The sequence below is a fragment of the Streptomyces sp. NPDC012794 genome (genome assembly GCF_042901085.1).
GTDB lineage: Bacteria > Actinomycetota > Actinomycetes > Streptomycetales > Streptomycetaceae > Streptomyces.
The window spans coordinates 24095-48512 of record NZ_JBIBCI010000029.1; the positions used below are offsets into that span (position 1 = coordinate 24095).

Annotated in this window: 19 protein-coding genes and 1 riboswitch; of the genes, 11 read left to right on the forward strand and 8 right to left on the reverse strand. The window is 75.5% G+C overall.

Annotated features, from left to right (window positions below):
• Positions 1-152 precede the first annotated feature (152 nt).
• Positions 153-3773 carry a cobaltochelatase subunit CobN gene (gene cobN, locus ACFY7H_RS31785; protein WP_388945405.1) on the reverse strand — a complete coding sequence of 1207 codons (3621 nt, stop codon included), beginning with the start codon at positions 3771-3773 and terminating at the stop codon, positions 153-155.
• A gap of 32 nt (positions 3774-3805) precedes the next feature.
• Positions 3806-3963, reverse strand: a riboswitch (cobalamin riboswitch).
• Positions 3964-4137: 174 nt separating this feature from the next.
• Between cobN and ACFY7H_RS31790 the strand changes: the two genes are divergently transcribed.
• From ACFY7H_RS31790 to ACFY7H_RS31800, 3 genes are read left to right on the forward strand one after another with little or no spacing between them, the layout of a single operon-like run.
• Complete coding sequence (locus tag ACFY7H_RS31790; protein WP_388945408.1) at positions 4138-5478, forward strand: cobalamin biosynthesis protein CobG; 1341 nt, start codon at positions 4138-4140, stop codon at positions 5476-5478.
• Between the two features lie 4 nt (positions 5479-5482).
• Positions 5483-6130 carry a precorrin-8X methylmutase gene (locus tag ACFY7H_RS31795; RefSeq protein WP_388945410.1) on the forward strand — a complete coding sequence of 216 codons (648 nt, stop codon included), beginning with the start codon at positions 5483-5485 and terminating at the stop codon, positions 6128-6130.
• A complete protein-coding gene (locus ACFY7H_RS31800; protein WP_388945413.1) occupies positions 6127-7653 on the forward strand; it encodes a precorrin-2 C(20)-methyltransferase in 1527 nt (508 codons plus the stop codon). The genes ACFY7H_RS31795 and ACFY7H_RS31800 overlap by 4 nt, the downstream gene beginning before the upstream one ends.
• Positions 7654-7794: 141 nt before the next feature.
• Here the strand turns inward: ACFY7H_RS31800 and ACFY7H_RS31805 are convergent, their stop codons facing one another.
• The 4 genes from ACFY7H_RS31805 to ACFY7H_RS31820 are packed head-to-tail and all read right to left on the reverse strand — an operon-like array spanning position 7795 to position 11840.
• On the reverse strand, positions 7795-8553 hold the full coding sequence (locus ACFY7H_RS31805; RefSeq protein ID WP_388945417.1) for a cobalt-precorrin-6A reductase: 759 nt from the start codon (positions 8551-8553) through the stop codon (positions 7795-7797).
• Positions 8543-9292, reverse strand: coding sequence for a precorrin-4 C(11)-methyltransferase (gene cobM, locus ACFY7H_RS31810; RefSeq protein WP_388945420.1), 750 nt, complete (start codon positions 9290-9292; stop codon positions 8543-8545). Before cobM ends, ACFY7H_RS31805 begins: the two co-directional genes overlap by 11 nt.
• Positions 9289-10623, reverse strand: coding sequence for a precorrin-6y C5,15-methyltransferase (decarboxylating) subunit CbiE (gene cbiE, locus ACFY7H_RS31815; RefSeq protein WP_388945422.1), 1335 nt, complete (start codon positions 10621-10623; stop codon positions 9289-9291). Before cbiE ends, cobM begins: the two co-directional genes overlap by 4 nt.
• Entirely contained in the window at positions 10620-11840 is a 1221-nt protein-coding gene (locus tag ACFY7H_RS31820; RefSeq protein ID WP_388945424.1) for an MFS transporter, read from the reverse strand. The genes cbiE and ACFY7H_RS31820 overlap by 4 nt, the downstream gene beginning before the upstream one ends.
• 174 nt (positions 11841-12014) lie before the next feature.
• Here ACFY7H_RS31820 and ACFY7H_RS31825 point away from each other — a divergent pair, with 174 nt between their 5' ends.
• The 4 genes from ACFY7H_RS31825 (at position 12015) to ACFY7H_RS31840 (ending at position 16713) form a co-directional block, all read left to right on the forward strand.
• Positions 12015-12842: an SMI1/KNR4 family protein gene (locus ACFY7H_RS31825; RefSeq protein ID WP_388945427.1), complete on the forward strand. Its 828-nt coding sequence runs from the start codon at positions 12015-12017 to the stop codon at positions 12840-12842.
• 33 nt (positions 12843-12875) lie between these two features.
• Complete coding sequence (locus tag ACFY7H_RS31830; RefSeq protein WP_388945429.1) at positions 12876-13952, forward strand: transcriptional regulator; 1077 nt, start codon at positions 12876-12878, stop codon at positions 13950-13952.
• A gap of 96 nt (positions 13953-14048) precedes the next feature.
• Positions 14049-14993 (forward strand): oxidoreductase, encoded by a 945-nt coding sequence (locus tag ACFY7H_RS31835; RefSeq protein WP_388945432.1) that lies wholly within the window; start codon positions 14049-14051, stop codon positions 14991-14993.
• A 310-nt stretch (positions 14994-15303) separates the two neighbouring features.
• Positions 15304-16713, forward strand: coding sequence for an FAD-dependent oxidoreductase (locus ACFY7H_RS31840; RefSeq protein WP_388945435.1), 1410 nt, complete (start codon positions 15304-15306; stop codon positions 16711-16713).
• On the opposite strand, the gene ACFY7H_RS31845 is transcribed toward ACFY7H_RS31840, so the two are convergent.
• A complete protein-coding gene (locus ACFY7H_RS31845; protein ID WP_388945438.1) occupies positions 16710-17594 on the reverse strand; it encodes a trypsin-like serine peptidase in 885 nt (294 codons plus the stop codon). The genes ACFY7H_RS31840 and ACFY7H_RS31845 overlap by 4 nt on opposite strands.
• Positions 17595-17749: 155 nt before the next feature.
• Complete coding sequence (locus ACFY7H_RS31850) at positions 17750-20047, reverse strand: immune inhibitor A domain-containing protein (protein WP_388945441.1); 2298 nt, start codon at positions 20045-20047, stop codon at positions 17750-17752.
• Positions 20048-20327: 280 nt separating this feature from the next.
• Here ACFY7H_RS31850 and ACFY7H_RS31855 point away from each other — a divergent pair, with 280 nt between their 5' ends.
• Positions 20328-21434 carry a hypothetical protein gene (locus ACFY7H_RS31855; RefSeq protein ID WP_388945444.1) on the forward strand — a complete coding sequence of 369 codons (1107 nt, stop codon included), beginning with the start codon at positions 20328-20330 and terminating at the stop codon, positions 21432-21434.
• A gap of 17 nt (positions 21435-21451) precedes the next feature.
• The gene (locus ACFY7H_RS31860) at positions 21452-22120 is read left to right on the forward strand and encodes an O-methyltransferase (RefSeq protein ID WP_388945446.1); all 669 of its coding nucleotides are present in this window, start codon (positions 21452-21454) and stop codon (positions 22118-22120) included.
• Positions 22121-22178: 58 nt separating this feature from the next.
• On the opposite strand, the gene ACFY7H_RS31865 is transcribed toward ACFY7H_RS31860, so the two are convergent.
• The gene (locus tag ACFY7H_RS31865) at positions 22179-22703 is read right to left on the reverse strand and encodes a hypothetical protein (RefSeq protein ID WP_388945448.1); all 525 of its coding nucleotides are present in this window, start codon (positions 22701-22703) and stop codon (positions 22179-22181) included.
• A 148-nt stretch (positions 22704-22851) separates the two neighbouring features.
• Between ACFY7H_RS31865 and ACFY7H_RS31870 the strand changes: the two genes are divergently transcribed.
• Together ACFY7H_RS31870 and ACFY7H_RS31875 are read left to right on the forward strand one after the other, a co-directional pair.
• A complete protein-coding gene (locus tag ACFY7H_RS31870) occupies positions 22852-23526 on the forward strand; it encodes a hypothetical protein (protein ID WP_388945451.1) in 675 nt (224 codons plus the stop codon).
• A 46-nt stretch (positions 23527-23572) separates the two neighbouring features.
• Positions 23573-24328: a tyrosine-protein phosphatase gene (locus ACFY7H_RS31875; protein WP_388945462.1), complete on the forward strand. Its 756-nt coding sequence runs from the start codon at positions 23573-23575 to the stop codon at positions 24326-24328.
• The last annotated feature ends 90 nt before the right edge of the window (positions 24329-24418 follow it).

The window sequence follows — 24418 nt, forward strand, 5'->3', positions numbered from 1 at the left end:
GCACCGCCCCGCCCCCGGCGTCGCCCGGACGGGCCGGAGTTCACCGCTTCAGGTGACGGCGGGGCAGTTCGGGGCGCGTGGGCCTGACGGGCGGCGGACGCGCGACGGCCCGGCCTCCGCGGGAGGCCGGGCCGTCTGCGTACAGGCGGCGGTCAGTCGGACTCGCCCTCCAGGTCACCCTCCGTGTCGAGGTAGACCTGGCGCAGGGCTTCGAGGACCTGCGGGTCCGGCTTCTCCCACATGCCGCGGGACTCGGCCTCCAGGAGGCGTTCCGCGATGCCGTGGAGGGCCCAGGGGTTGGCCTCCTCCAGGAAGGCGCGGTTCTCCGGGTCCAGGACGTACGTCTCCGTGAGCTTGTCGTACATCCAGTCCGCCACCACGCCCGTCGTGGCGTCGTAGCCGAAGAGGTAGTCGACCGTCGCCGCCAGTTCGAAGGCGCCCTTGTAGCCGTGGCGGCGCATCGCCTCGATCCACTTGGGGTTCACGACGCGGGCCCGGAAGACGCGGGAGGTCTCCTCGACGAGCGTGCGGGTCTTGACCGTTTCCGGGCGGGTGGAGTCGCCGATGTACGCCTCGGGGGCCGTGCCGCGCAGGGCGCGGACGGTGGCCACCATGCCGCCGTGGTACTGGAAGTAGTCGTCGGAGTCCGCGATGTCGTGCTCGCGGGTGTCGGTGTTCTTCGCGGCCACCGTGATCCGCTTGTACGCCGTCTCCATCTCGGTGCGGGCCGGGCGGCCCTCCAGGCCGCGGCCGTAGGCGTAGCCGCCCCAGACCGTGTAGACCTCCGCCAGGTCGGCGTCCGTACGCCAGTCCCGGGAGTCGATCAGCTGGAGGATGCCGGCCCCGTACGTGCCCGGGCGCGAGCCGAAGATGCGGGTGGTGGCCTTGCGTTCGTCACCGTGGGCGGCGAGGTCGGCCTGGGCGTGGGCCCGGACGAAGTTGTCCGAGGCCGGCTCGTCCAGGGAGGCCGCCAGCCGGACCGCGTCGTCCAGGAGGCCGATGACGTGCGGGAACGCGTCCCGGAAGAAGCCCGAGATGCGCAGCGTCACGTCGATGCGAGGGCGGCCCAGCTCCGCGAGGGGGATCGCCTCGACGCCGGTGACGCGGCGCGAGGCCTCGTCCCAGACGGGGCGGACGCCGAGGAGGGCGAGGGCCTCGGCCACGTCGTCGCCCGCCGTGCGCATCGCGCTCGTGCCCCACAGCGACAGGCCGACCGAGGCCGGCCACTCCTCGTCGTGGTCGGTGCGGTAGCGGGTCAGCAGGGAGTCCGCGAGGGCCTGGCCCGTCTCCCACGCCAGCCGGGACGGGACGGCCTTGGGGTCGACCGAGTAGAAGTTGCGGCCGGTCGGGAGGACGTTGACCAGGCCGCGCAGCGGCGAACCCGACGGGCCCGCCGGGACGAAGCCGCCGTCCAGGGCCCGCACGACGTGGGCGATCTCGTCCGTGGTGCCGGCCAGGCGGGGGACCACCTCGTGCGCGGCGAAGGCGAGGATGTCCGCGACGGCCCGCGGACGGCCCGCCGCGACGGTGGCGACCGCGTCGGGGGACCAGCCGGCGTCTTCCATGGCCTGGACCAGGGTGCGGGCGGTTTCCTCGACCTCGTCCGCCGCCGTGCGGGTGGCCGCCGACTCGTCGAGGCCGAGGGCCTCGCGCAGGCCCGGCAGGGCGGAGGCGCCGCCCCAGATCTGGCGGGCACGGAGGATGGACAGCACCAGGTTGACCCGGGCCGGCCCCGTCGGGGCGCCGCCGAGGACGTGCAGGCCGTCGCGGATCTGGGCGTCCTTGACCTCGCACAGCCAGCCGTCGACGTGCAGCAGGAAGTCGTCGAACCCGTCGTCGTCCGGACGCTCGTCGAGGCCCAGGTCGTGGTCGAGCTTCGCGGCCTGGATCAGCGTCCAGATCTGGGCGCGGATCGCCGGGAGCTTGGACGGGTCCATGGCGCTGATCTGGGCGTACTCGTCCAGGTGCTGCTCCAGGCGCGCGATGTCGCCGTACGATTCCGCGCGGGCCATCGGCGGCACGAGGTGGTCGACCAGGGTGGCGTGCACGCGGCGCTTGGCCTGCGTGCCCTCGCCCGGGTCGTTCACCAGGAACGGGTAGACGAGCGGGAGGTCGCCGAGCGCCGCGTCCGGCGCGCAGGACGCGGAGAGGCCGGCGTTCTTGCCCGGCAGCCACTCCAGGTTGCCGTGCTTGCCCAGGTGGATCATCGCGTCGGCGCCGAAGCCGCCGTCCTCGGCGGCCGCCTGGATCCAGCGGTACGCCGCCAGGTAGTGGTGCGAGGGCGGCAGGTCCGGGTCGTGGTAGATCGCGATCGGGTTCTCGCCGAAGCCGCGCGGCGGCTGGATGAGGATCAGCAGGTTCCCGCGGCGGAGCGCGGCGAGGACGATGTCGCCGTCCGGGTTCGAGGAGCGGTCCACGAACATGTTGCCGGGGGCCTCGCCCCAGTGCTCCTCGACGCTCTCGCGCAGCTCGGCCGGGAGTTCGGCGAACCAGCGCCGGTAGTCGGCCGCCGGGATGCGGACCGGGTTGCGGGCCAGCTGCTCCTCGGTCAGCCAGTCCTGGTCGTGGCCGCCGGCCTCGATCAGGGCCCGGATCAGCTCGTCGCCGTCGCCGGAGACCAGGCCGGGGATCTCGGCCTCGGGGCCGAAGTCGTAGCCGTGGGCGATGAGGGTGCGCAGGAGCTCGACGGCGCTGGCCGGGGTGTCCAGGCCGACCGCGTTGCCGATGCGGGAGTGCTTGGTGGGGTACGCGGACAGGACGAGCGCGATCCGCTTGTCGGCGGGCTCGATGTGGCGCAACCGGGCGTGGCGCACGGCGATGCCGGCGACGCGGGCGGCCCGCTCCGGGTCGGCGACGTACGCGGGCAGGCCGTCCTCGTCGATCTCCTTGAAGGAGAACGGGACGGTGATCAGACGGCCGTCGAACTCGGGGACGGCGACCTGGGTGGCGGCGTCGAGCGGAGACAGGCCCTCGTCGTTCTCCTCCCAGTTGCCGCGCGAACCGGTCAGACACAGCGCCTGGAGGATCGGCACGCCGAGCCCGGCCAGCGCCCCCGCGTCCCAGGACTCGTCGTCCCCGCCGGCGGAGGCGGTGGCGGGGCGGGTGCCGCCGGCGGCGAGCACGGTGGTGATGATCGCGTCCGCCGGCTCCAGCGCCTGGAGCAGCTCCGGCTCGGGGGAGCGCAGGGAGGAGACGTAGAGGGGAACGGGCTGCCCGCCCTTGGCCTCGATGGCGTCGCAGAGGGCGTGCACGAAGGCGGTGTTGCCGCTCATCTGGTGGGCGCGGTAGTACAGCACCGCGACCCGGGGCCCGGTGGCCGTGCCGGCGGGCCGGTCCAGGGGACCCCAGGTGGGGGAGGCGGCGGCGGGCTCGAAGCCGTGGCCGGTGAGCAGCACGGTGTCGGAGAGGAAGCGCGCCAGCTGGCCGAGGTTGGCCGGGCCGCCGTGCGCGAGGTAGCGGTGCGCCTCGGCGGCGATGCCGATCGGGACCGTGGAGGCCTCCATCAGCTGGGCGTCGGGGGCCTGTTCGCCGGTCAGCACGACCACCGGGCGGGTCTGGCCGGGGGCGAGGAGCACGTCCAGGCCCTCCTGCCAGGCGCGCAGGCCGCCGAGGAGGCGTACGACGACCAGCCCGACGCCGTCGAGCAGTCCGGGGAGATCGTCGAGGGGAAGGCGGGAGGGGTTCGCGAACCGGTACGGCACGGGGCCGCCGGCGACGTTCGCGGCGCGGGCGCTGAGCAGATCGGTGTCGGACGTCGACAGCAGCAGGATCATGCGGCGGCAGGCCTTCCTCGGGGTTTCCGCGCCCCGGGCAGTGAGGACAGCGGGAGTTCCTGACTCACCCGGCCGATCGCTCCGCGGGGTTCACAGTGGCGGGACCGCGCCGGAATCGCACCGGGCTTCCTCCCATGTCGCCGTCCTCGGCGATGACGGGCCGAGCGGCCCGTCGGAAGGTCATCTTAGGCGGCCTTTCCCCTGGCCGGGAGTGGGGGTGGGATCGGGGCCGCCCCGTCGCCGCGGCCCCGCCCCGGACCCCGCGCCCCGCACGCGGGCGGCGCCGCCTCCCGGCCCGGCGCGGCGGGAGGCGGCCCGGGCCGGGGTGGCGACGGACACAGGCCGGGGCCGCGCAATCGTGGGTATGCTCGCGGCCATGCCCCAGCCCCCCTCCGCCGCGTCACGGGACGAACCCGTCATACGCGACCGCGGCGACGCCTGCCCCGGCGCGCTGCGGCTGCACGCCGCCGACGACGGCTACCTGGCGCGCGTCCGGATCCCCGGGGGACTGCTCACCACCGCCCAGGCGTTCGTGCTCGGGGCCGCCGCCGACCGGTTCGGCGACGGGCACCTGGAGCTCACCTCGCGCGGCAACGTCCAGCTGCGCGGCCTCTCCGACGGCTGCGGCACCCGGCTCGCCCGGCTGCTGGACGGTGCCGGGCTGCTGCCCGCGCCGAGCCACGAGCGGGTGCGCAACATCGTGGCCTCCCCGATGGGCGGCCCCCGCGTCGCGTACCGGGTCCGGGAACTGGACCGGCTGCTCTGCGCGAGCACCCGGGCGACGGCCCTGTCCGGGCGGTTCCTCTTCGCCGTTGACGACGGGCGCGGGGACGTCGCCGCCCTCGACCCCGATGTCACGGTGCTGGGGGGCGGCGGTGACGGGGAGGGCGGGGACGGTGGCGACCGTGACGGGGGCAGTGGCGACGGCGGGCGCCGGGTGCTGGTCCGGCTCGGAGCCGCCGCCGACGCCGTCCGCGTGGCCCCGGCCGACGCGCCCCGGGCGGCGCTGCTGGCCGCCGAGTACTTCCTCGACGCCGCCGACGCCGCCGGCACCCGGGCCTGGCGGGTCGCCGAGCTGCCTGACGGACACGACCTGGACGGCGGGGAGTTCGCCGCGCGACTGGCCGCCGCCGGGATCGACGCGGCCCGCGTCCCCGAGGTGGCGTGGCCCTGCGCGGAACCGCCCCGGCCGCGGGGGGCCGGGGGCGCGCTGTGCGTCCTGCCCCCGCTCGGCCGGCTGAGCTCCGCCCAGTGGCGGACCCTGGCCGAGGTCGCCGAAGCCGGCGGCCGGGAGCTGCGCGTCACCCCGTGGCGCAGTGTCGTCCTGCCGGACACCGGGACCCCCGTCCCCGCCGGCGGCTGCGCACGGCTCGAGGCGGCCGGCCTGGTGGTCCGCCCCGACAGCCCCTGGCAGTCCGTCACCGCCTGTACCGGCAAGCCCGGATGCGCCAAGTCCCTGGCGGACGTACGCGCCGACGCGCGTGCCGTCGTAAAGGAAGTCGTCAAGGAAACGGAAACGGCGCCCGCGCTGCCCGTGCACTGGTCCGGCTGCGCCCGCCGGTGCGGCCACCCCCGCGGCACCGCCTGGGTGGACCTGGTCGCCACCCCCGACGGCTACGCGCTCGACGGGCGGCCCACCCCGTACGCACACCTGGCGGCCGCCCTCACGGCCGCACGCACCACCACAACACCCGCATCGCAGTGAAGAAATGAGCGAGTACACCGTGTTTGAGTACGAGAAGGACGGCGCCGCGATCTACCGCCAGTCCTTTGCCACGATCCGCGCCGAGGCGGACCTCTCCGGGCTGCCCGCCTCCGTCGCCCAGGTCGCGGTGCGCATGATTCACGCCTGCGGCATGACCGACCTCCCCCAGGACCTCGGCTACACCGCCGACGTCGTCCTGCGCGCCCGCGCCGCGCTGCACGCCGGCGCGCCGGTCCTGTGCGACGTACAGATGGTCGCCAGCGGCGTCACCCGCAAGCGGCTGCCCGCCGGCAACGAGGTCATCTGCACCCTCTCCGACCCGGCCGTGCCCGCGCTCGCCGCGAAGATGGGCACCACGCGCAGCGCCGCCGCGCTCGAAGTCTGGCGGGAGCGGGGCCTGCTGGAGAACTCCGTGATCGCCGTCGGCAACGCGCCGACCGCACTCTTCCGGCTGCTGGAGATGATCGAGGAAGGCGCCCCCCGCCCGGCCGCCGTCATCGGCGTACCGGTCGGTTTCATCGGCGCCGCCGAGTCCAAGGACGCCCTCGCCGCCCACCCCTCGGCCCTCGACCACCTCATCGTGCGCGGCCGGCGCGGCGGCAGCGCCATCGCCGCCGCCGCGGTCAACGCGATCGCGAGCGAGGAAGAATGAGCGGCCGTCAGAGCGCCGTGAACGGCGGCGCGGACGTGACGAAGGGCAAGCTGTACGGAGTCGGCCTCGGCCCCGGCGACCCCTCCCTGATGACGCTGCGGGCCGTCGAGGTCATCGCGGAGGCGGACGTCGTCGCCTACCACAGCGCCCGCCACGGCCGTTCCATCGCCCGCTCCATCGCCGCGAAGCACCTGCGCTCCGACCACGTCGAGGAACCGCTGGTCTACCCGGTCACCACCGAGACCACCGACCACCCCGGCGGCTACCAGGGCGCGATGGAGGAGTTCTACGAGACCTCCGCCGCCCGCCTCGCCGCGCACCTGGACGCGGGCCGCACCGTCGCCGTGCTCGCGGAGGGCGACCCCCTCTTCTACGGCTCGTACATGCACATGCACAAGCGCCTCGCGGACCGGTACGAGGCCGAGGTGATCCCCGGCGTCACCTCCGTCAGCGCCGCCGCCGCCCGCCTCGGCACCCCGCTCGTGGAGGGCGAGGAGGTGCTGACGATCCTGCCCGGCACCCTGCCCGAGGAGGAGCTCACCGCGCGCCTCGCCGCCACGGACTCTGCGGTCGTGATGAAGCTCGGCCGTACCTTCCCCGCCGTCCGGCGGGCGATGGAGGCCGCCGGCCGGCTCGCCGAGGCCCGCTACGTCGAGCGCGCGACGATGGAGGGGGAGCGGGTCGGGGTCCTGGCGGACACCGACCCGGACAGCGTCCCGTACTTCGCCGTCGCCGTCGTGCCCAGCCGGATCGGGAACCCGGGCAGTGTCCCCGGGGGCCCCGGCGAGGTCGCGGTCGTCGGCACCGGCCCCGCCGGGCCGTTGTGGCTGACCCCGCAGACCAGGCGGGCGCTGGCCGACGCGGAGGTGCTCGTCGGGTACACGACCTACCTGGACCGGGTGCCGGTCAAGCCGGGCCAGATCCGGCACGGCTCGGACAACAAGGTGGAGTCGGAGCGGGCCGAGTTCGCCCTCGACCTCGCCCGGCGCGGCAAGCGCGTGGCCGTCGTCTCCGGCGGCGACCCCGGGGTCTTCGCCATGGCCACCGCCGTCCTGGAGGTGGCCGGGCAGCCCGAGTACGCGGACGTGCCCGTGCGGGTGCTGCCGGGGGTGACCGCCGCCAACGCGGCCGCCGCCGCGGCCGGCGCCCCGCTCGGCCACGACTACGCCACCATCTCGCTCTCCGACCGGCTCAAGCCGTGGGAGGTCATCGCGGAACGGCTGCGCGCGGCCGCCGCCGCCGACCTGGTCCTCGCGCTGTACAACCCGGGCTCGCGCAGCCGGACGTGGCAGGTGGCCCAGGCCCGCGAACTGCTGCTGGAGCTGCGCGCGCCGCAGACCCCGGTGGTGGTCGCGCGGGACGTGGGCGGCCCGGAGCAGTCGGTGCGCGTCGTGACGCTGGCCGAACTGGAGCCGTCCGAGGTGGACATGCGCACGATCCTGCTGATCGGGTCCTCACAGACGCAGGTCACGCAGCGGCCCGACGGCTCCCGCGTGACGTGGACCCCGCGCCGCTACCCGTGATCCGGTAGCCGGGCCGGGGCGGGCGGCCCGGCCTCAGGGCCGGGTCCGGCCCCGGCGGTGGGTCTGCGGCCTCAGGGCCGGTCCGGCCTCACGGACGGGTCCGGTCCCGGCGGCGGGTCCGGCCCCGGCATGGGTCCGGTCTCAGTCCTGGCGGAGCCAGTCCATGACCGCCTCCACCGAACCGGCCTGCTCCACGTGCTCCGGGACCGCGGGCCGGCGCACGACCAGCACCGGGATCCCCGCCTCGCGCGCGGCGGTGAGCTTGGGGGACGTCGCGTCGCCGCCGCTGTCCTTGGTGACCAGCACGTCGATCCGGTGCCGGGCCAGCAGCTCGCGCTCCTCGGCCAGCCCGAACGGGCCCCGCGCCAGCAGTACTTCCAGGCGCGGCGGCACCGGGGCGGCCGGGGGATCCACCGAACGCACCAGGAACCAGGTGTCGGTGAGGTGCGCGAAAACGTGCAGGCCCATCCGGCCCGTGGTCAGGAACACCCGCGCACCGAGCCGGGGCAGCACGGCGGCCGCGTCGGCGAGGGAGTCCGCGAACGTCCAGTCGTCCCCCGGCCCCGGCGTCCAGCCCGGACGTCGCAGCGCCAGCAGCGGGACACCCGTGAGCGCCTCCGCCCCGGACGCGTGGAAGCTCATCCGCTCCGCGAACGGGTGCGTCGCGTCGACGACGTGCGTGACGCCGTGCCCGGCGATCCAGCCGGCCAGCCCCGCCACCCCGCCGAAGCCGCCGATCCGGGTCTCGCCCGGCGGCAGCACCGGCGAGGAGACCCGGCCCGCGAGCGAGGTCGTCACCCGGTACGAGGTCTCGCGCGCCAGCTCCTCCGCCAGCCGGCGGGCCTCCGTCGTACCGCCCAGGATCAGGACGTGCCGCGCCGGCGCCCGCTCAGCAGACATGCCGGTCGCGCTCGGGCGAGTACAGGTGGCTGTCCCGGAACTGCTCGGCGCCCAGCGTCCGGCCCACCACGATGACGGCGGTGCGCACCAGTCCCGCCGCCTTCACCTGCGCCGCGATGTCGGACAGGGTGCCGCGCAGGATCAGCTCGTCGGGGCGGCTGGCCATCGCCACCACCGCCACCGGGCACTCGGCCCCGTAGTGCGGCAGCAGTTCGTCCACGACACGGTCGACGTAGCGGGTGGCCAGGTGCAGCACCAGCAGCGCACCACTGCGGCCGAGCGTCGCCAGGTCCTCGCCGGGCGGCATCGGCGTGGCCTGCTGGGCGATCCGGGTCAGGATCACGGTCTGGCCGACGGTGGGGACGGTCAGCTCCCGCTTCAGGGCGGCCGCCGCCGCGGCGAAGGCCGGCACGCCCGGGACGACCTCGTACGGGATGCCGGCCGCGTCGAGGCGCCGCATCTGTTCGGCGACCGCGCTGAAGATGGACGGGTCGCCCGAGTGCAGGCGCGCCACGTCGAGGCCCGCCGCGTGGGCCCGTACGCACTCGGCGATGATCTCGTCCAGGTTCAGCCGCGAGGTGTCGACCAGCCGGGCGCCCGGCGGGCATTCGGCGAGCAGTTCGCGCGGGACCAGGCTGCCCGCGTAGAGGCAGACGGGCGCGGCGGCCAGGGTCCGGGCACCCCGCACCGTGATCAGGTCGGCGGCGCCGGGGCCCGCGCCGATGAAGTACACGGTCATTGCGGATCTCCTTGTGTCTTCGCGGGGGAGGGGGCCGTCGTCGCGGACGCGGTCCCGGGGGTGGGCGCGGTGGGCGCGGTCCCGGGGGTGGGCGCGGGCGGCTTGGTGACCGACCACTGCGTGACCGGCATCGCCTGCCGCCAGCCCGTGAAACCGCCGACCGGCACGGCGTGCGACACGGCCAGCTTCACCAGCTCGCCGCCGTGCCGCCGGTGGCGTTCGGCGAGGACCGCCTCCGACTCCAGGGTGACCGTGTTGACCACCAGCCGGCCGCCGGGCGCCAGCGCCGCCCAGGCCGCGTCCAGCAGGCCCGGGGCGGTCAGCCCGCCGCCGATGAACACCGCGTCGGGCTCCGGGAGCCCGTCCAGGGCCGCCGGGGCCGCGCCGACGACCACGCGCAGGGCGGGGACGCCGAGCGCGGCGGCGTTGCGGGCGATGCGCCCGGCCCGCTCCGGCACGCGCTCGACCGTCACCGCGCGGCAGGACGGGTGCGTACGCATCCACTCGATGCCGATCGACCCGGAGCCGCCGCCGATGTCCCACAGCAGCTCGCCGGGGGCGGGGGCCAGCGCGCACAGGGTCGCGGCGCGCACGTGGCGCTTGGTCAGCTGGCCGTCGTGCTCGTACGCGGCGTCGGGCAGGCCGGGGGTCGCGCCGAGCCGGGGCACCCGGGCGCCGGGGTCCCGGCGGCAGTCCACGGCGACCACGTTCAGGGGGTCGCCGGGCGCGTGGTCCCAGTCGTCCGCGGTGCCCTCGTACGCGTCCTCGCGCTCGGAGCCGAGCTGTTCGAGGACCCGCATCCGGCTCGGGCCGAAGCCCCGCTCCCGCAGCAGAGCGGCGATCTCGTCCGGGGTCGCCGCTCCGGCGCTGAGCACCAGTACCCGCCGGCCCTCGTGCAGCGCGGCCGCCAGCCGGGCCACCGGGCGGCCGACGACGGTCACCACCTCGGTGTCCTCCACCGGCCAGCCCAGGCGGGCGCACGCGTACGACACGGACGAGGGGTGCGGGTGGACCCGCAGGGCGTCTGGGCCCAGCTCCTCGGACAGTGCGCGGCCGATCCCGTAGAACATCGGGTCCCCGCTGGCCAGTACGGCGATGCGGCGCCCCGCGTGCTCGGCCATCAGCTTCGGCACGGCCGGGCGCAGCGGGCTCGGCCAGGAGACCCGCAGTCCGGCGCAGTCCGCCCCGGGCAGCAGGTCCAGCTGCCGGGGACCGCCGATCAGCACCTCAGCCGAGGCCAGCGCGGACCGCGCGCCGGCGGTGAGCCCGGCCCAGCCGTCGGCGCCGAGGCCGACGACCGTCACCGGTATGGGGGGTGCTGCGGAGCTCACTGCGCGGTACCTCGGGGAACGGGAGAAGGGGAATGCGGCGGATGGACCCGCAGCCTATCGGGGCGCAGGCCCGGCTCCAGTGCCAGGGTGACCGCGACGGACGCGGCCGCCAGCACGGTGATGGCGACCGCCGGGGAGGTGTACTGGGCGACCGCCCCGGCGAGCGCCGCGCAGACCCCCTGCATCGTGAGCATCCCCGCCGAGTGCAGCCCGAGGGCCTGCCCCTGGGTCCCTTCGGGCAGCAGCGGCACGAGGCGCTCCTGCATCAGCAGCCCGGCCGCGTAGCCGGTGGAGGCCAGGGTCACGGCGGCCGTCGCCACGAGGGGACCGGGCTCCAGGACGAAGACCAGGTACGGGAGCGCGAGCAGCAGGCGCAGCGGTGCCGCCAGCCGGATCCGCAGCCGCTCCGGCAGCCACCGGCCCGCGACGGTGTCGCCGAGGAGCATCCCGGCGGCGGCGCAGCCGAAGAGCAGCCCGGCGTGCGCGGGGTCGTACGGGACGAAGAGCGACTCGCAGCCCACGATGAGCCCGTTGGGCACCCAGAGGGCGAGGTACAGCGTCCGGCGGGCGGGATCGGACAGCAGCAGTCTGTTGACGCGCCGGGTCTCGGCGGGGGACGGCCTGCCCCCGGCCCGGGGCGCGCGCCGGCGCAGTCCGAAGCGGACCGTGAGCGCGGCGGCCAGCCCGAGCGCCGCCGACACCAGCAGCACCCCGTGCGGGGACAGCGCGCCGAGCAGCACCCCGCCGGCGGCGAAGCCGACGACCTGCGTGACACCGGCGGCGACGGCGAGGAGGGAGCGGCCGAGGAGGTAGTCGCCGGGCGGCAGGATCTCGGTGAGCAGCCCGTAACGGACCCCGCCCGCGAGGGAGTCGGCGATCCCCTGCCCGAGCAGCACCGCGAACACCGCCCACAAGGGCAGGCCGGGGGCGGCGAGCAGCCCGCTCCCGGCGGCGGCGAGCGCGGCGAGCCCCGCGAGCGCGGCCCGCGGGGGCAGCCGGTCGGCGGCGGCCATGAGCAGGGTCGCGCCGAGCACCTGGGCGAGGGAGGGCCCGAACATGGCGAGGGCGGAGAGCAGCGGGCTGCGGGTCCGGCCGTAGACCAGCACCCCCAGGGCGAGCCCACCGGTGGTGGAGGCCCCGACGCGCAGGGCGGCGGCGAGGAAGAAGGGGACGAACTCGGGCGTACGCACGACGAGGGAGCGGTAACTGCGTGGCATGCGGGGAGTCTCCGACCGGAACCCGGCATCACCCAGAGTTTCGCCCCGACGCGAAAGCTCGCCGCGGCGGTCGCGGCTGCGGCTTCCGCTGCCTGTGGTGTCCCACCGCCCCGATGACGTCAGATGCGTCTGCGTGCGGGTCGGCTGTCCGAGCGGTGCGCTTCACTTTCCGCCATGGACCTCACGCAATCGACGCTCAACGACCTGCTGGCCCGGCTCGCCGCCCCGGGCGGGTCTCTGCACCTGCCTCTGGACATCGACCCGCACAGGCTGGTCGAGTTGATGGCCGATCGCCACGGGGCCCCGCGCACCCTTGTCCTGGACGGCTTCAGGGACCCGACCGTGGACGAGTCCTGCGGTGCGGCTCTCCTCGCCCTGCTCGAAGGGCGGGCCGTGACGATACGCGCATGGGCGTACGGGGACCGGTGGATCGGCGCCGGGACCGCGCGGGACGCGGAAGGCGTCGCCCGGCCGGTGCTGGCGACCGCGCCACGGCAGACGCAGTCGCGGTCGCAGACGCAGGCGCCGCGGGTCAAGGCGCCTGTGGCGGCGCTCGACCAGGGCGAGGACTGGGTCGAGCGGCTCATCGGCATCACCGGCTGGACACCGCCCCCGCGACGGCCGGACATCGACTGGGAGCAGGCCGAGGCGCGCCTGGGCACGCGCCTTCCCGGGGACTACACGCGCATGGTGGAGACGTTCGGGGAAGGCGCCTTCGACGCCTACCTGAACCTGAACCAGGAGCCGTGGACCGACCTCAGGGAGGACGGCCTGCTCATCTGGGCGGGTACCGAGCACGAGGACCTGTACTGCTGGCGGACCGACGACGGCGACCCCGACCGCTGGCCCGTCGCGGTCCGGACCTTCGACGGCCAGGTCGTCCCCTTCGACTGTTCGGCCGCGGAGTTCGTCTGTCGCATCCTCCTCGACCCGCACCACCCGTTCACGATGGCCCGCTACTTCGACACCCACTGGTTCATGAACCACCGGGAGAGCGAGTAGTCGAGGCGCCCCACCCCCGGCCAGGGGTGCGGCATGATCCTTGCAGTGCCGCCGGAGGGATCCGCGGCCCGGCTGGGGCGGGAGGGGCGGGGCGGTATGGGGTGGTGGCGGATCGATGCCGACGCGCTCGCGCGCAGCCGGTTCCTGGTGTCCCCCCTCGCCGAGACCACCGCCGCCCTCATGGCCCTGGAACGCCGCACCCCCGCCCACCCCGCCGAGCGGGCCTGGCTCGCGGACCGGCTCCCGCACTACCGCGCCCACCTGGCCGCCGAGCCCCTCACCGCCGCCCTGGTGCGCTCCGCCCTCGGCCGGCAGTGGATCGCCGGGTACCTGACCCCGCCGGCCCACCAGGACGGCCGTGCCTTCGCCGAGGAGCTCGCTCCCGTCCGCGCCGCCCCCGACGCGGTCGTCCGCACCGACCTGCGCGCCGCCACCGGCCGGCTCCCCGAGGGCCTCGACCGGGCGCGCGGCCTCGGCCCCAGGACGGCCGAACTGCTGGAGTGGGTCTGGGAGGAGGCCGTACGCCCCGACTGGGAGCGGCGCCGCCGGATCGCTGAGGCGGACGTCCTGGTGCGCACCGCCCAGCTAGGCCAGGGCGGCTGGGCCGCCGCCCTGTCGGGGATGCGGCCCGGCATGGCCTGGCTGGGCGGGGGGCGGCTGCGCGTCAACCTCCAGCAGCGGCGGCCGCGCGAGCTGTCGGGGGAGGCCGGGCTGGTCTTCGTACCGGTGACCCATGCCCACGGGTGGGTCGCCTGGACCGGTACGTACCGGCACGCGCTCGTGTACCCCTGCGCGGGCCAGCTCACCCAGCCGGGTCCCGGGCCCGCCGCGCCGCAGGCCCTCGTACGGCTGCTGGGCCCGGTACGGGCGCGGGTGCTGGTGCTGCTGGCGAGCCCGAAGTCCACGACGCAGCTGGTGGCGCTGACCGGGCTCAGCCTGGGCGCGGTGGCCGGGCAGCTGAAGGTGCTGCTGGCGGCGGGGCTGGTCCTGCGCCGGCGCACGGGTCGCACGGTGCTCTACAGCCGGGTCGCGGCCGGGGACGTGCTCGTGGCGGCGGCGACGGGCCGGGCGGACCCGGAGCCCGGCCGCGGCGCCGGCCCGCTCCGCTGAGGAACGCGCCGTGGGCGGGGTGCGCCCACGGCGCGTGCCGCGGGCCTGAGTAGGGTGGCCGGGAAGGGGCGTGCAGGAACCGTCGAGGGAGTCGTCGTGACCGGCTGGGACGCCACGCGCATACCCGATCAGAGCGGCCGCAAAGCCGTCGTGACCGGGGCCAACAGCGGGATCGGGTACGTCACCGCCCGCGAACTCGCACGGCGCGGGGCGGTCGTGGTGCTGGCCTGCCGCAGTGCCGCGCGCGGGCGCGGAGCGGCCGCCCGGATCCGCGCGGAAGTCCCGGGCGCCGAGGTCGAGCCGGCGGACCTGGACCTCGCGGACCTGGGCTCGGTGAGGGAGTTCGCGCGGCAGTACGCCCGGCGCCACGGCGCCCTCGACCTCCTGGTCAACAACGCCGGGGTGATGGCCCTGCCGTACGGGCGCACCGCCGACGGCTTCGAGACGCAGTTCGGCGTCAACCACCTCGGGCACTTCGCCCTGACCGGCCTGCTGCTGCCGAGGCTGCGGGCGGCCGCGCCCGGAGCCCGCATCGTCAACGTCTCCAGCGGCTTCCACGCCCTGGCCGACATCGACCTCGACGACCTCGACCCCCTTCGGGGAGAGGCCTCCTACCGCCGCTGGACCGCCTACGGCCGCTCCAAGACCGCCAACCTGCTGTTCACCCACGAACTGGCCCGCCGCTTCACCGCCGCCGGCGCGACGATCACCGCGGTCGCCGCGCACCCCGGCTACGCCTCCACGAACCTCCAGGCCGGAGCCTCCCGCCCAGCAGGCCGCCGCACCTTCACCTCCCGCGTCATGGCCCTCGGCAACGCGGTCCTCGCGCAGCCCGCCTCCTCCGGCGCGCTGCCCACCCTCTACGCGGCCACCGCGCCCGGGGTGGAACAGGACGGGTTCTACGGGCCGAGGCTCGGCTGGCGCGGGGCGCCCGTACGCTCCTGGCGGGCCAAGTGGACCCTCGACGACGCCTCCGGCGCACGGCTGTGGGTGGTCTCCGAGAAGCTCACGGGGGTCTCGTACGCGTCCCTCCCGCGCTGACGGCGCTCCGTTCACGCCGCGCTCCGTTCACGCCGCGCTCCGTTCACGCCGCGCGCCGTGCGCGCCGCGCCCCGGGCGCAACCGGCGGTGCCCGCGCGCGGCCGCAAGCCGACAATCCGCAGCGCGCGCCCTGCTCCCTCCGCCCCGCGACGGGGTGACGTACTGCCCCGGGCGCGCGCCGTCCGCGCCCCAGTCCGCTCCGTCCGCGCCCCCGTCCACCCCGTCCGCGCCCCCGCCACGCCCCGGTACGCAACCGTCCGCCCCGGCCCGGGCCTGACCCCCGCCGTCCCGGCGGCCGGACACTCGTCCCATGGACGACACTCCGGACAACCACTCAGAATCCCCCGGGGACCACGCCGTGGTCCTCGGGGCCGGCCTGGCAGGGCTGCTGACGGCACGGGTCCTGGCGGGGCGGTTCGCCCGCGTCACCGTCGTCGAGCGGGACGAACTGTCGCCGCACGGCCCGGAGTTCCGCCCCGGCCTGCCGCAGTCCCGGCACGCGCACGTGCTGTGGGCGCGGGGCGTCGAGCTGATGGAGCAACTGCTGCCCGGCACCACCGCCGAGCTGATGGGGGCCGGCGCCGCGCTGCTGGAGTCGCCGCGCGACTTCCTGTGGCTGAGCCCCGCCGACTGGTTCCAGCCCGTGCCCGGGGCGGGAATGCTGATCGGCAGCCGCGAACTCCTCGACTGGACCCTGCGCCGGGCCGTGCTGCGCGACGGCCGGATCCGGATGCTGGGCGGCTGCCACGCCACGGGACTGGTCGGCGGGGCGGACGGCCGCTCCGTGACCGGCGTGACCCTGCGCGACGGCGGCCGCCTCACCGCCGCGCTCGTGGTCGACGCCACCGGCCGCACCTCCAAGGCCCCCGCCTGGCTGGCCGCCCTCGGCTACCCGGCCCCGGCGGTCACCCGCTACGACTCCCACCTCGGCTACTCCAGCCGCCCGTACGCCATCCCGAAGGCCGCCCGGGACAGTCCGGAGCGCCGCTGGCACGGGATGTACGTACAGGGCCGCCCGCACAGCCCGCGCGGGGGAGTGCTGGTGCCGCTGGAAGGGGACCGCTGGCTGGTCACCCTGATCGGCAACGGCGAGCACGCCCCGCCCACCAAGGACCCCGAGTTCCTCGGCTTCGCCCGCAGCCTGCGCAGCCCCGCCCTCTACGACGCCATCCGCGACGCCGAGCCGCTGGGCCCGCCCGCCGGCTTCCGGGCCACCGCCAACGAATGGCGCCACTACGAGCGCATGGACCGCTGGCCCGAGGGCCTCCTGGTCGTCGGCGACGCGGCCTGCCGCTTCAACCCGGTCTACGGGCACGGCATGACGGTCGCCGCCATCACCGCCCAGGCCCTGGGCGACGCCGTCAAGGGCCTCAGCGCCGCGCAGATCCCGGCGCAGGCCCGGCGCGTCCAGCGGCACACCGTCACCGCCGCCAACGTCGCCTGGCAGATCGCCACCAGCGAGGACCTGCGCTACCCGGGTACCGAGGGCCCGCCGCCCGACCGGGCGACCCGCGTCCTCCAGGCGTACATGTCCCGCGTCATGGCCGGCGCGAACACCGACCCGGCGATCTCGGCGCCCTTCTTCGGCGTACTCTCCCTCTCCGCCCCGCCGAACACCCTCCTCGCCCCGGGCACGATGCTCCGCGTCCTGTCGAAGTGGCGTCTGCCCACCTCACCCCGCACCACGGCGGACTACCCGCCGCACCACAAGGAGGCCTAACCGCCCGCGGCCCGCTCGTACAGGTCCCGCACACCGTCCCCGAAGTAACTGCTGTACGAAGTCACCTCGTCCCCGCCTCCATCGCGGCCGCCGATCACCCCTATCAGGGTGTCCGCTCCGGTCAGGACGGGGCCGCCACTGGTGCCGTTGGGCACGTCCGCGCAGTCCAGCCGCAGCTGCGCGGATCCGGCGGCCACGGCCGTGTTGGCGCACCCCAGCGGCTGCTCGGCGTCATTGGGGTAGCCCACCAGCCGGGCGGGGGCGGGCAGCTGCTGCCCGAAGCGGATGGCGTGCGCCCCCGTGACGTCCTCCAGCCGCTGCCCGGGATGCCCGGGCCGGCGCACCCGGATGAACGCCACGTCGTAATCGGGGTCCGCGGACCGCACCCACCGCGGGTCGACGTCGATGCGCGTCGGCACCCACACCCCGAACGGCGCCTTCCCCTCCGCGTACCCGGGCACGAAGGCCAGGTTGGTCCGGAACCCGCCGGCGTACACGCAGTGCGCGGCGGTGACGACGAGGTCCCCGCCGGGCGAGTGGACGACGCTCCCCGAACAGTGGTGCTCGGCGTCCCAGTCCAGGCCGGGGGAGAAGAGCGCCCCGATCGCCGGCTCCGGCTCGGCGGTCCGCGCCCGCAGCGGCTCGGAGACCCGCCACACGGCCTCGGCCGGCGCCCGCCGCTCCCCGCCGCCCTCGACGAGCGTCTCCAGCGCCTTCGCGGCGGCCTCGTCCGCCTGCCGCCGGTCCTGGGCGTAACTCCCGCGGTCGGCGTCCCCGTCGGCGACGGTCCCGAACCGGCCGATCCCGAACGCCACCCCGGCGGCGACCAGCGCACAGCAGACCCCGGCCAGCACACAGCCCCGCACGACCCTGCCCGTCATACCCCGCTCCCGCCCCTCGCCACCACCACCCCACCCCCAACGCCGTCCCCCCGCCCCGGGTTCCCCGGGACGACGTGTCCGTCCTCACAGGACCCAAGAAGCGCGAGCGCCCCGCCGGGAGGTTCCGGCAGGGCGGCTCGCGCCTGCGCCGCGGGTCAGGGGGACGAAGGGGTGAGCTGGAGGGTGGTGCGGGTGGGGGTTTCCTTGGTGATCTCGATGCGGGTGCCCGTGTCCGGGACCTTGACGCCGAGTTGGGGGAGGTCCGGGGTCCAGTAGGAGGTGTGGCGGTCGTCGAAGGCGCGGACGCCCGGGCGGGAGGGGATGGTCAGGGGGGTGCCCGCCTTGTGGAGGGTGATGCGGTCGGTCGGGCGGGTCGAGAAGGGGGCGTCGAAGGTCTGGGCGCGGGCGTTGAGGAGGGTGCCGTCCTGGAAGCGGAGGGGGGCCGGGCGGGCGTCCACCGGGAGGAGGAGGCCGTTGCCCGGGTGCGCCTTGGTGGTGTTGTCGCTGTAGGCCGTGTCCCAGAGCCAGATCAGCACGCCCTGCTGGTACGGGTAGAACTCCACCTTGTCGCCCGTGAAGCCGAAGTTGTACGGCCCGGACTTCAGGAGGGAGCCGTAGCCCGTGTGGCGGCGGTTCTCCACGAAGTAGGCGCGGGGGTGGTCGGTCGTGCCGGTGCGGCCCTCCGTACGGGACCACTTGACCGGGGTCCAGCCGTTGTCGCCCTGTTCCGCGCCGTCCCGCAGGAGGGCGTCGCCGCCGCCGGCCGGGGTGACGCGGATGTCGTCCAGGGTGACGCCGCGGCCGTGGGTGTTGCTGTCCGAGGTCGCGCGGAGGCGGAGGTGGACGTGTTGTCCGGCGAACCGGTCCAGGGGGACCGAGAGCTCCGTCCAGCCGGCTGAGGTGCCGGAGACTCCCTTCGGCGGGACGGGGGTGCCGTTGACCGTGCCCGGCAGGGCGGTCCAGGTCCTGCCGCCGTCGGTGGAGGCCTCCGCCGTGAGGAAGTCGAAGTCCTGTTCCAGGTCGTACCAGAGGCGGGCCGTGAGGGTGGCCGGGCCCGGGGTGAGGTCCAGCGGGCGGGTCAGGGTGTTGTCCATGAAGTCGCCCGTGCCGCTCCACCACTGGCGGGTGCCCTCGTAGGGGTCGGTGAGGTCGGTGCGGGTGGTGGAGGGCGGCAGGTGCACCAGGAGGGCCTGCGGGTCCTCGGTCCGGTAGCCCGAGACGCCCAGCGTGGCGCGGGTCCTGCGGCCGGCGTCGGCCTCCGTGTAGTCGAGCCAGCCCAGCTGGAGCTTGCTCCACGGGTCCAGGTCGCCGGGGAACATGCCGGTGGTGTTGGGGCCCTTGCCCAGGTAGGAGGCCGAGGACATCAGCGACCAGAAGTTGACGCTGTTGTCCCCGTCCGAGCTGTAGAGGTCCGGCAGGCCGAGGTCGTGGCCGAACTCGTGGGAGAAGAGGCCGGCGCCGCTGTTCTCGCCGCCCGTGAGGTAGTCACCGGCCCAGATGCCGGTGTCCCCGACCGGTGTGCCGCCGGCCTTGTTGCCCTCCGGGCCCGCGCTGCCGGCCTGGTTCCAGTACGCGAACCAGCGGTGCGCCCAGATCGCGTCCTTGCCCTGGGCGCCGCCGCCCCAGGTCTGGTCCTTGCCGGCGTGGACGACGACCAGGTGGTCGAGGTAGCCGTCCGGTTCGTCGAAGTTCCCGTCGTGGTCGGCGTCGTAGCGGTCCCACACGTCGTACGGGGCGAGCTCGGCCTTGATGTCTGCCGGTGTACGGCCCTTCGCGCGCTCGGCGTCGTACCAGGCGGCCGTGGAGTCGCGCACCAGGTCCCAGTTGGTGCGGCACTGGCCCGGCTCGGTGCAGTTGTCCGTGCCGTAACGGGCTTCGTTGTAGGGGAGCTTGACCCAGTCCGTGACCGTGCCGTCGATGTCGTAGCGGCCGGAGGACTGGAGGTTGTAGTAGGCGCGCATCGACGCCGAGCCGGGCTGGTCGGAGAAGAACTGCCGCTGGTAGAAGGCCCGGTCGAAGTCCTTGCGCCAGAGGGTGTGGTTGTCGTCCGCGGCCGGTGCGCCGATGGTGTTGTGCAGGGGGCCGGGGGTGCCGCCGAAGCGGGGGTCGGTCCGGTCTCCGAACTCGGCCAGGATGACGAAGACCTTGTCCTGGCGCTGCCGGGCCAGTTCGACGTACTGGTTGCCGATCTTCACCGTACGGGGGAGGGGGCCGGCCGTACGGGCGGCGGCGCCGCCGGCGCCGCCGGCCGCGATGCCCTCCAGGGCCTGTCGGCGCAGGGCCTGGCGCTGGAGTTCCAGCGGGGCGAGGGGCGGGGAGGCGGCCTGTTGGCCGCCGTGGGCGGCGTGCGGCGGGGCGGGCGGGGGTGCGGTGGCCGCCAGGGCGGCGGGGACGGGCAGGAGGGCGAGGGCGGCGAGGGATATCGCCGCCCCCGCCGAGGCGAGTCTGCGCAACGGAGGGGCCCTTTCGGGGGGTTGGCTGCGTGGGGGGTGGTCCGTGGGTGCCGGGGGTCGAAGCGGAGGTAATATTTCACATGTCACAGGTGATGGATAGGGGGCCGTCCGTGACGATTTCCGGGCGGCGCCGCCGCGAAAGGTGCCCCAGACCCGTGTCCCGCAGGCGGGCCCGTCGTTGTGCCCCTGAGGGCTCGTGTGCCGGCGGGCCTCCGGGCCGCGGCCGCCCCGCACCGCCCGCACCGTCCCGGCACCCGAACGCACAGGGGGAGACGAGCGCATGTCCCTCGAACCGCCGTACCCCGCCCTGCCCCCCGACGCCCCCTGGGAGCGCCCCGGCATCGGCGCCGACGCCGACGACGGGCCGCCCGGGCCGTGGCACCTGCCCTGGGACCGGCTGGCCCCCGCCGAAGCCGCCCGCGCCCGCGAGCGGCTCACCGGCCGCGACTACGCGTTCCTGGCGTCCGACGAAGCCACCGGCGACCCCGTGCGGCGGATCTTCTCCGGGGCCCGGCTGCGCGCCGACGCCGAGCAGACCGCCCGCCTGCTGGCCCCGTACGCCCCCGGGGCGATCGTCAGCTCCGCCCCGCCCCGGCACGCCTACGGGGCCTGCGCCACCGTGCTGCTGCCCGCCGTCACCGGACTGCCCGTGTGGTTCTGGCCCGCCGCCGACTGCCCGCCGCCGGCCGTCACCGCCCGGCGGATCGCCGTCGTCGCCATCCCCGCCACCTTCCGGACCCTGGCCCGCTACCCCCGCTGGACCGCCTCCTTCGAGCAGCTCACCTTCCTGCACAGCTCCGCCGAACTCCCCCCGGAGGCGCACCGGTTCCGGGCCGACCCCCGCGCCGTCCTGATCGAGCTGCTCGGCTCCACCGAGACCGGCTCCGTCGCCCACCGCACCGGCTGGGACCCGGCCGGGCCCTGGACCCTGCTCGACGACGTCGCCTTCGCCGCGCCCAGCACCGGCGCGGAAGGCCCCCTCACCGTGACCGGCCCGCGCCTGTCCGCCCTGCCCGACGGCAGCCGGCCCGGCCGGCACGAGATGGACGACCTCGTCCGCCGCCTGGGCGACCGGATGTTCCTGCGCCTCGGCCGCCGCGCCCAGCTGGTGCGGATCAACGGCATCCGGTACGACCTCGGCGCCATCGCCGCCCGGCTGCGCGCGGCCCTTCCCGGGGCCGACGTGGCCTGCGTACGCGTCGCCGGCCCGCAGCGCGAGGAGGCGTACGACCTGCTCGTCGCCGGGGGCGGCCCCCTGACGGCCGACGGCGTACGGGCCACCGCGCGCGGCCTCGGCGCCGAACCCCGCCTGGTACGCCTCGTGGACCGCATCCCGCGCGGCCCCCTCGGCAAGCCCCTCCCCGCCCAGACCGCCCCGCCCCCCTGACCGAGAGGACGTACGCCATGAACAGGCAGCCCGACGACGTGAAGACGGTCCCCCTCACCCCCGAGGTGTACGCCTACCTGCTCGCCCAGGCGGAGCCCCAGAGCGAGGTCCAGCGGCGGCTGGTCGAGCGCACGCGCGCCCTCGGCGACCGGGCCGTGATGCAGATCCCGCACGAGCAGGGGGTCCTGCTCACCCTCCTCGCCAAGCTCGTCGGCGCCCGCCGGATCGTGGAGGTCGGCACCTTCACCGGCTACTCCACCCTCGCCCTCGCCGCCGGGCTGGCCCCCGGCGGGCAGGTCCTCACCTGCGACGTCTCACCGGAGTGGACCGGGATCGCGCAGGAGGCCTGGAAGGACGCCGGGCTCGCCGACCGGATCGAGCTGAGGCTCGCGCCCGCCCTGGACACCCTGCGCGCACTGCCGGGCGAACCGGTCATCGACCTCGTCTTCCTGGACGCCGACAAGGGCGGCTACCGGGACTACTGGGAGGAACTGGTCCCCCGGGTACGGCCGGGCGGACTGCTCCTCGCCGACAACGCGCTCTTCGGCGGTGACGCGGCGGACCCCGCGGCCCGGGGCAACGGCCTGGCCGTCCGCGAGTTCAACGCCCACGTCCGCGCCGACGACCGGGTGGAGTCCGTCCTGCTCCCCGTCGCGGACGGGCTGCTCTTCGCACGCAAGCTCTGAGACGAGCCCGTCCCCCCTGGCCGGAAAAGGGGCCGCCGGCACCGGGGGGACGGCGGCCTCACCCGTCCTCCGACACGCCGAGGTCGCGGCGCATGGCGGTCCGCATCGTCCGCAGCAGGTCCCAGATCTCGTACTGGGCGCGGGCCGCCGCCTCCAGTGTCTCGCCCGCTTCGGGAGCGCCCCGTTCGAGGCGCTTGACCTGGCCGTAGACCGTGGTCAGGGCCCGGTTGACGGCGCTCGCCGTCGCGAGGACCTCATCGGGGGCGATCATCTGGGCTTCCGAGTAGCGGTCGCGGTGCGCGTCCTTCGCCACCTCGAGCGCCTCCCGGTCGGCGTCCTGCGCGCCGCGCTCGCCCAGGACGTGCAGATGGCGGTTGAGCGCGGTGGTGAACTGCCGTGCGTCCCGGTTGAGTTCCGCGTAACAGGCGCGCCGCAGCGAACGGCTGTCGCGGATCTCGTCCTTGGCGTGGACGAGCTCTATCTCGCGGCGCCTGGCCCGTTCGGAGCCCCGTTGGGTGAGCAGGGCGCCCCCCAGGGTTCCGGCGACGCCCGCCACCGCGATGACCACCGAGTTGAGATCCATCCGCGCGCTCCGTGAGATCCTCCGGCCCCGTGCCCGCCGCACACGGCCCAGACCTCCCAGTGTGCCGAACGGGCCGTTCGGCGCGCCGGCTTGGGCGCTCGGCGCCATCGTGCCCGGCGGGGGAGTGCGACGGGGGGCGGTGCGGGACATGCGGTTTCCGTTCGTTCACGGGACGGGGGTGCGGGCGCGGCGCGACGCGCTGTTCGGGCTGGTGCGGGAGCGGCTCGCCGGCCGGTTCCCCGGGGCGGAGGCCGAATCCTGCTTCTGGGGCGAGCGGTTCGGCGCCGGGCCGGGAGCCGGCGGTGCCCGGGCCGTGCCCGGGACGGCCGTCGAGGCGGACGGGGGCGGCGAGACCGCCGAGTGGGGGCTGCTGCCCGCCGACCCGCTGTGCGAGCTGCGGGTCCTGGCCGAGGCCGGCTGGGGCGAGGAGGAAGGCGGCGGTCCCTTCGCGATGCCCGGCTCACGCCCCGCCGGGGAGCGGGTACCGGAGCTGGTGCACCGGCTCGCCGAAGCCGTCCCGGACCCGGAGCCCCCGACGAGCTGCGGTCCCTGCTCGACGGCACCGGCCTCGCCGCCGCGTTCCGTCCCGCGCCGGAGGCCACCGCCGGCTCCGCCGAAGCGGCCCGCGCCGCGGCCCGCGCCACCACCGAACCGCAGGCCCGCGAGCCGGCAACCGCCCTCGCCCGGCTTCCACGGGCGGGTCACCTTCACCGGTGTCACCCTCGCCCGTCCCCTCGGCCTCCCCGGCGGCTGGACCGCGGCCGGGACGGACGGGGTGGGGGAGATCACCTCCCCCGCACCTGAGGAACCCGGTGATCACTGAGGCATCCTGGCCGCACCAGGCCCACCACCCCACCCAGGAGCCCCTGTTGACCCGCGAGCCCGCCCACGAGGAACGCCGCCACGTCCCTTTCGAACGCCTCCACAACTTCCGCGACATGGGCGGCTACCGTTCGGCCGACGGCCGGGTCGTGGCCTGGGGCCGCCTCTACCGGGCCGACTCCCTCGGCAAGCTCCACGGCGCCGACTGGGACCGGTTCCTCGGGCTCGGCGTCCGGACCGTCATCGACCTGCGCTACCCGTGGGAGATCGAGGCCAAGGGCCGGATACCGGAGCCGGAGCGGTTCACGTACGCCAACCTCAGCATCGAGCACCGCCCCTACGACCAGGCCGAGATCGACCCCGCCCTCGACCCCTGGCGCTACCTCGCCGACCGCTTCGCGGAGGTGGCCGAGGACGGCGTGGACGAGATCGGCCGCGCCATCGGGCTCATCGCCGACGGCCCGGGCCCCGCCGTCTTCCACTGCACCTCCGGCAAGGACCGCACCGGTCTGATCGCCGCCCTGGTCCTGACCCTCCTCGACGTGCCCGAGGAACAGATCCTGGCCGACTTCGCCCTCACCGAGCTCGCCACCGAGCGCCTCACCGCCGACTGGCACGCCGCCCACCCGGGACGCACCATGCGCTGGCCCTCGTACGGCAGGGCACCCGCCACCGTGATGTCCCTGGTCCTCGCCGGCCTCACCGCCCGGTACGGCTCCCCGTCCGCGTACCTCACCGACGCCGTCGGGATCACCCCGGACACCACGGCGCGGCTGCGCGCCCGCCTCCTGACCGGGGCCTAGCTGTATTGATCACGAGCGTTGTTGACACTCGGCTGGTCTTGAACATGGCGAAGACCTCCGGTGTGGTGGGAGCTGTCTAGGAACTCACCG

Bases quoted from the DNA above. Each gene is read 5' to 3' on its own strand.
- ACFY7H_RS31820 (WP_388945424.1), bottom strand. From the start codon at position 11,840: ATGCCACGCAGTTACCGCTCCCTCGTCGTGCGTACGCCCGAGTTCGTC.
- cobN (WP_388945405.1), bottom strand. From the start codon at position 3,773: ATGATCCTGCTGCTGTCGACGTCCGACACCGATCTGCTCAGCGCCCGC.
- ACFY7H_RS31800 (WP_388945413.1), top strand. From the start codon at position 6,127: ATGAGCGGCCGTCAGAGCGCCGTGAACGGCGGCGCGGACGTGACGAAG.
- ACFY7H_RS31860 (WP_388945446.1), top strand. From the start codon at position 21,452: ATGAACAGGCAGCCCGACGACGTGAAGACGGTCCCCCTCACCCCCGAG.
- ACFY7H_RS31795 (WP_388945410.1), top strand. From the start codon at position 5,483: ATGAGCGAGTACACCGTGTTTGAGTACGAGAAGGACGGCGCCGCGATC.
- ACFY7H_RS31790 (WP_388945408.1), top strand. From the start codon at position 4,138: ATGCTCGCGGCCATGCCCCAGCCCCCCTCCGCCGCGTCACGGGACGAA.
- ACFY7H_RS31845 (WP_388945438.1), bottom strand. From the start codon at position 17,594: ATGACGGGCAGGGTCGTGCGGGGCTGTGTGCTGGCCGGGGTCTGCTGT.
- ACFY7H_RS31805 (WP_388945417.1), bottom strand. From the start codon at position 8,553: ATGTCTGCTGAGCGGGCGCCGGCGCGGCACGTCCTGATCCTGGGCGGT.
- ACFY7H_RS31870 (WP_388945451.1), top strand. From the start codon at position 22,852: ATGCGGTTTCCGTTCGTTCACGGGACGGGGGTGCGGGCGCGGCGCGAC.
- ACFY7H_RS31865 (WP_388945448.1), bottom strand. From the start codon at position 22,703: ATGGATCTCAACTCGGTGGTCATCGCGGTGGCGGGCGTCGCCGGAACC.
- cobM (WP_388945420.1), bottom strand. From the start codon at position 9,292: ATGACCGTGTACTTCATCGGCGCGGGCCCCGGCGCCGCCGACCTGATC.
- ACFY7H_RS31840 (WP_388945435.1), top strand. From the start codon at position 15,304: ATGGACGACACTCCGGACAACCACTCAGAATCCCCCGGGGACCACGCC.
- ACFY7H_RS31830 (WP_388945429.1), top strand. From the start codon at position 12,876: ATGATCCTTGCAGTGCCGCCGGAGGGATCCGCGGCCCGGCTGGGGCGG.
- ACFY7H_RS31855 (WP_388945444.1), top strand. From the start codon at position 20,328: ATGTCCCTCGAACCGCCGTACCCCGCCCTGCCCCCCGACGCCCCCTGG.
- ACFY7H_RS31825 (WP_388945427.1), top strand. From the start codon at position 12,015: ATGGACCTCACGCAATCGACGCTCAACGACCTGCTGGCCCGGCTCGCC.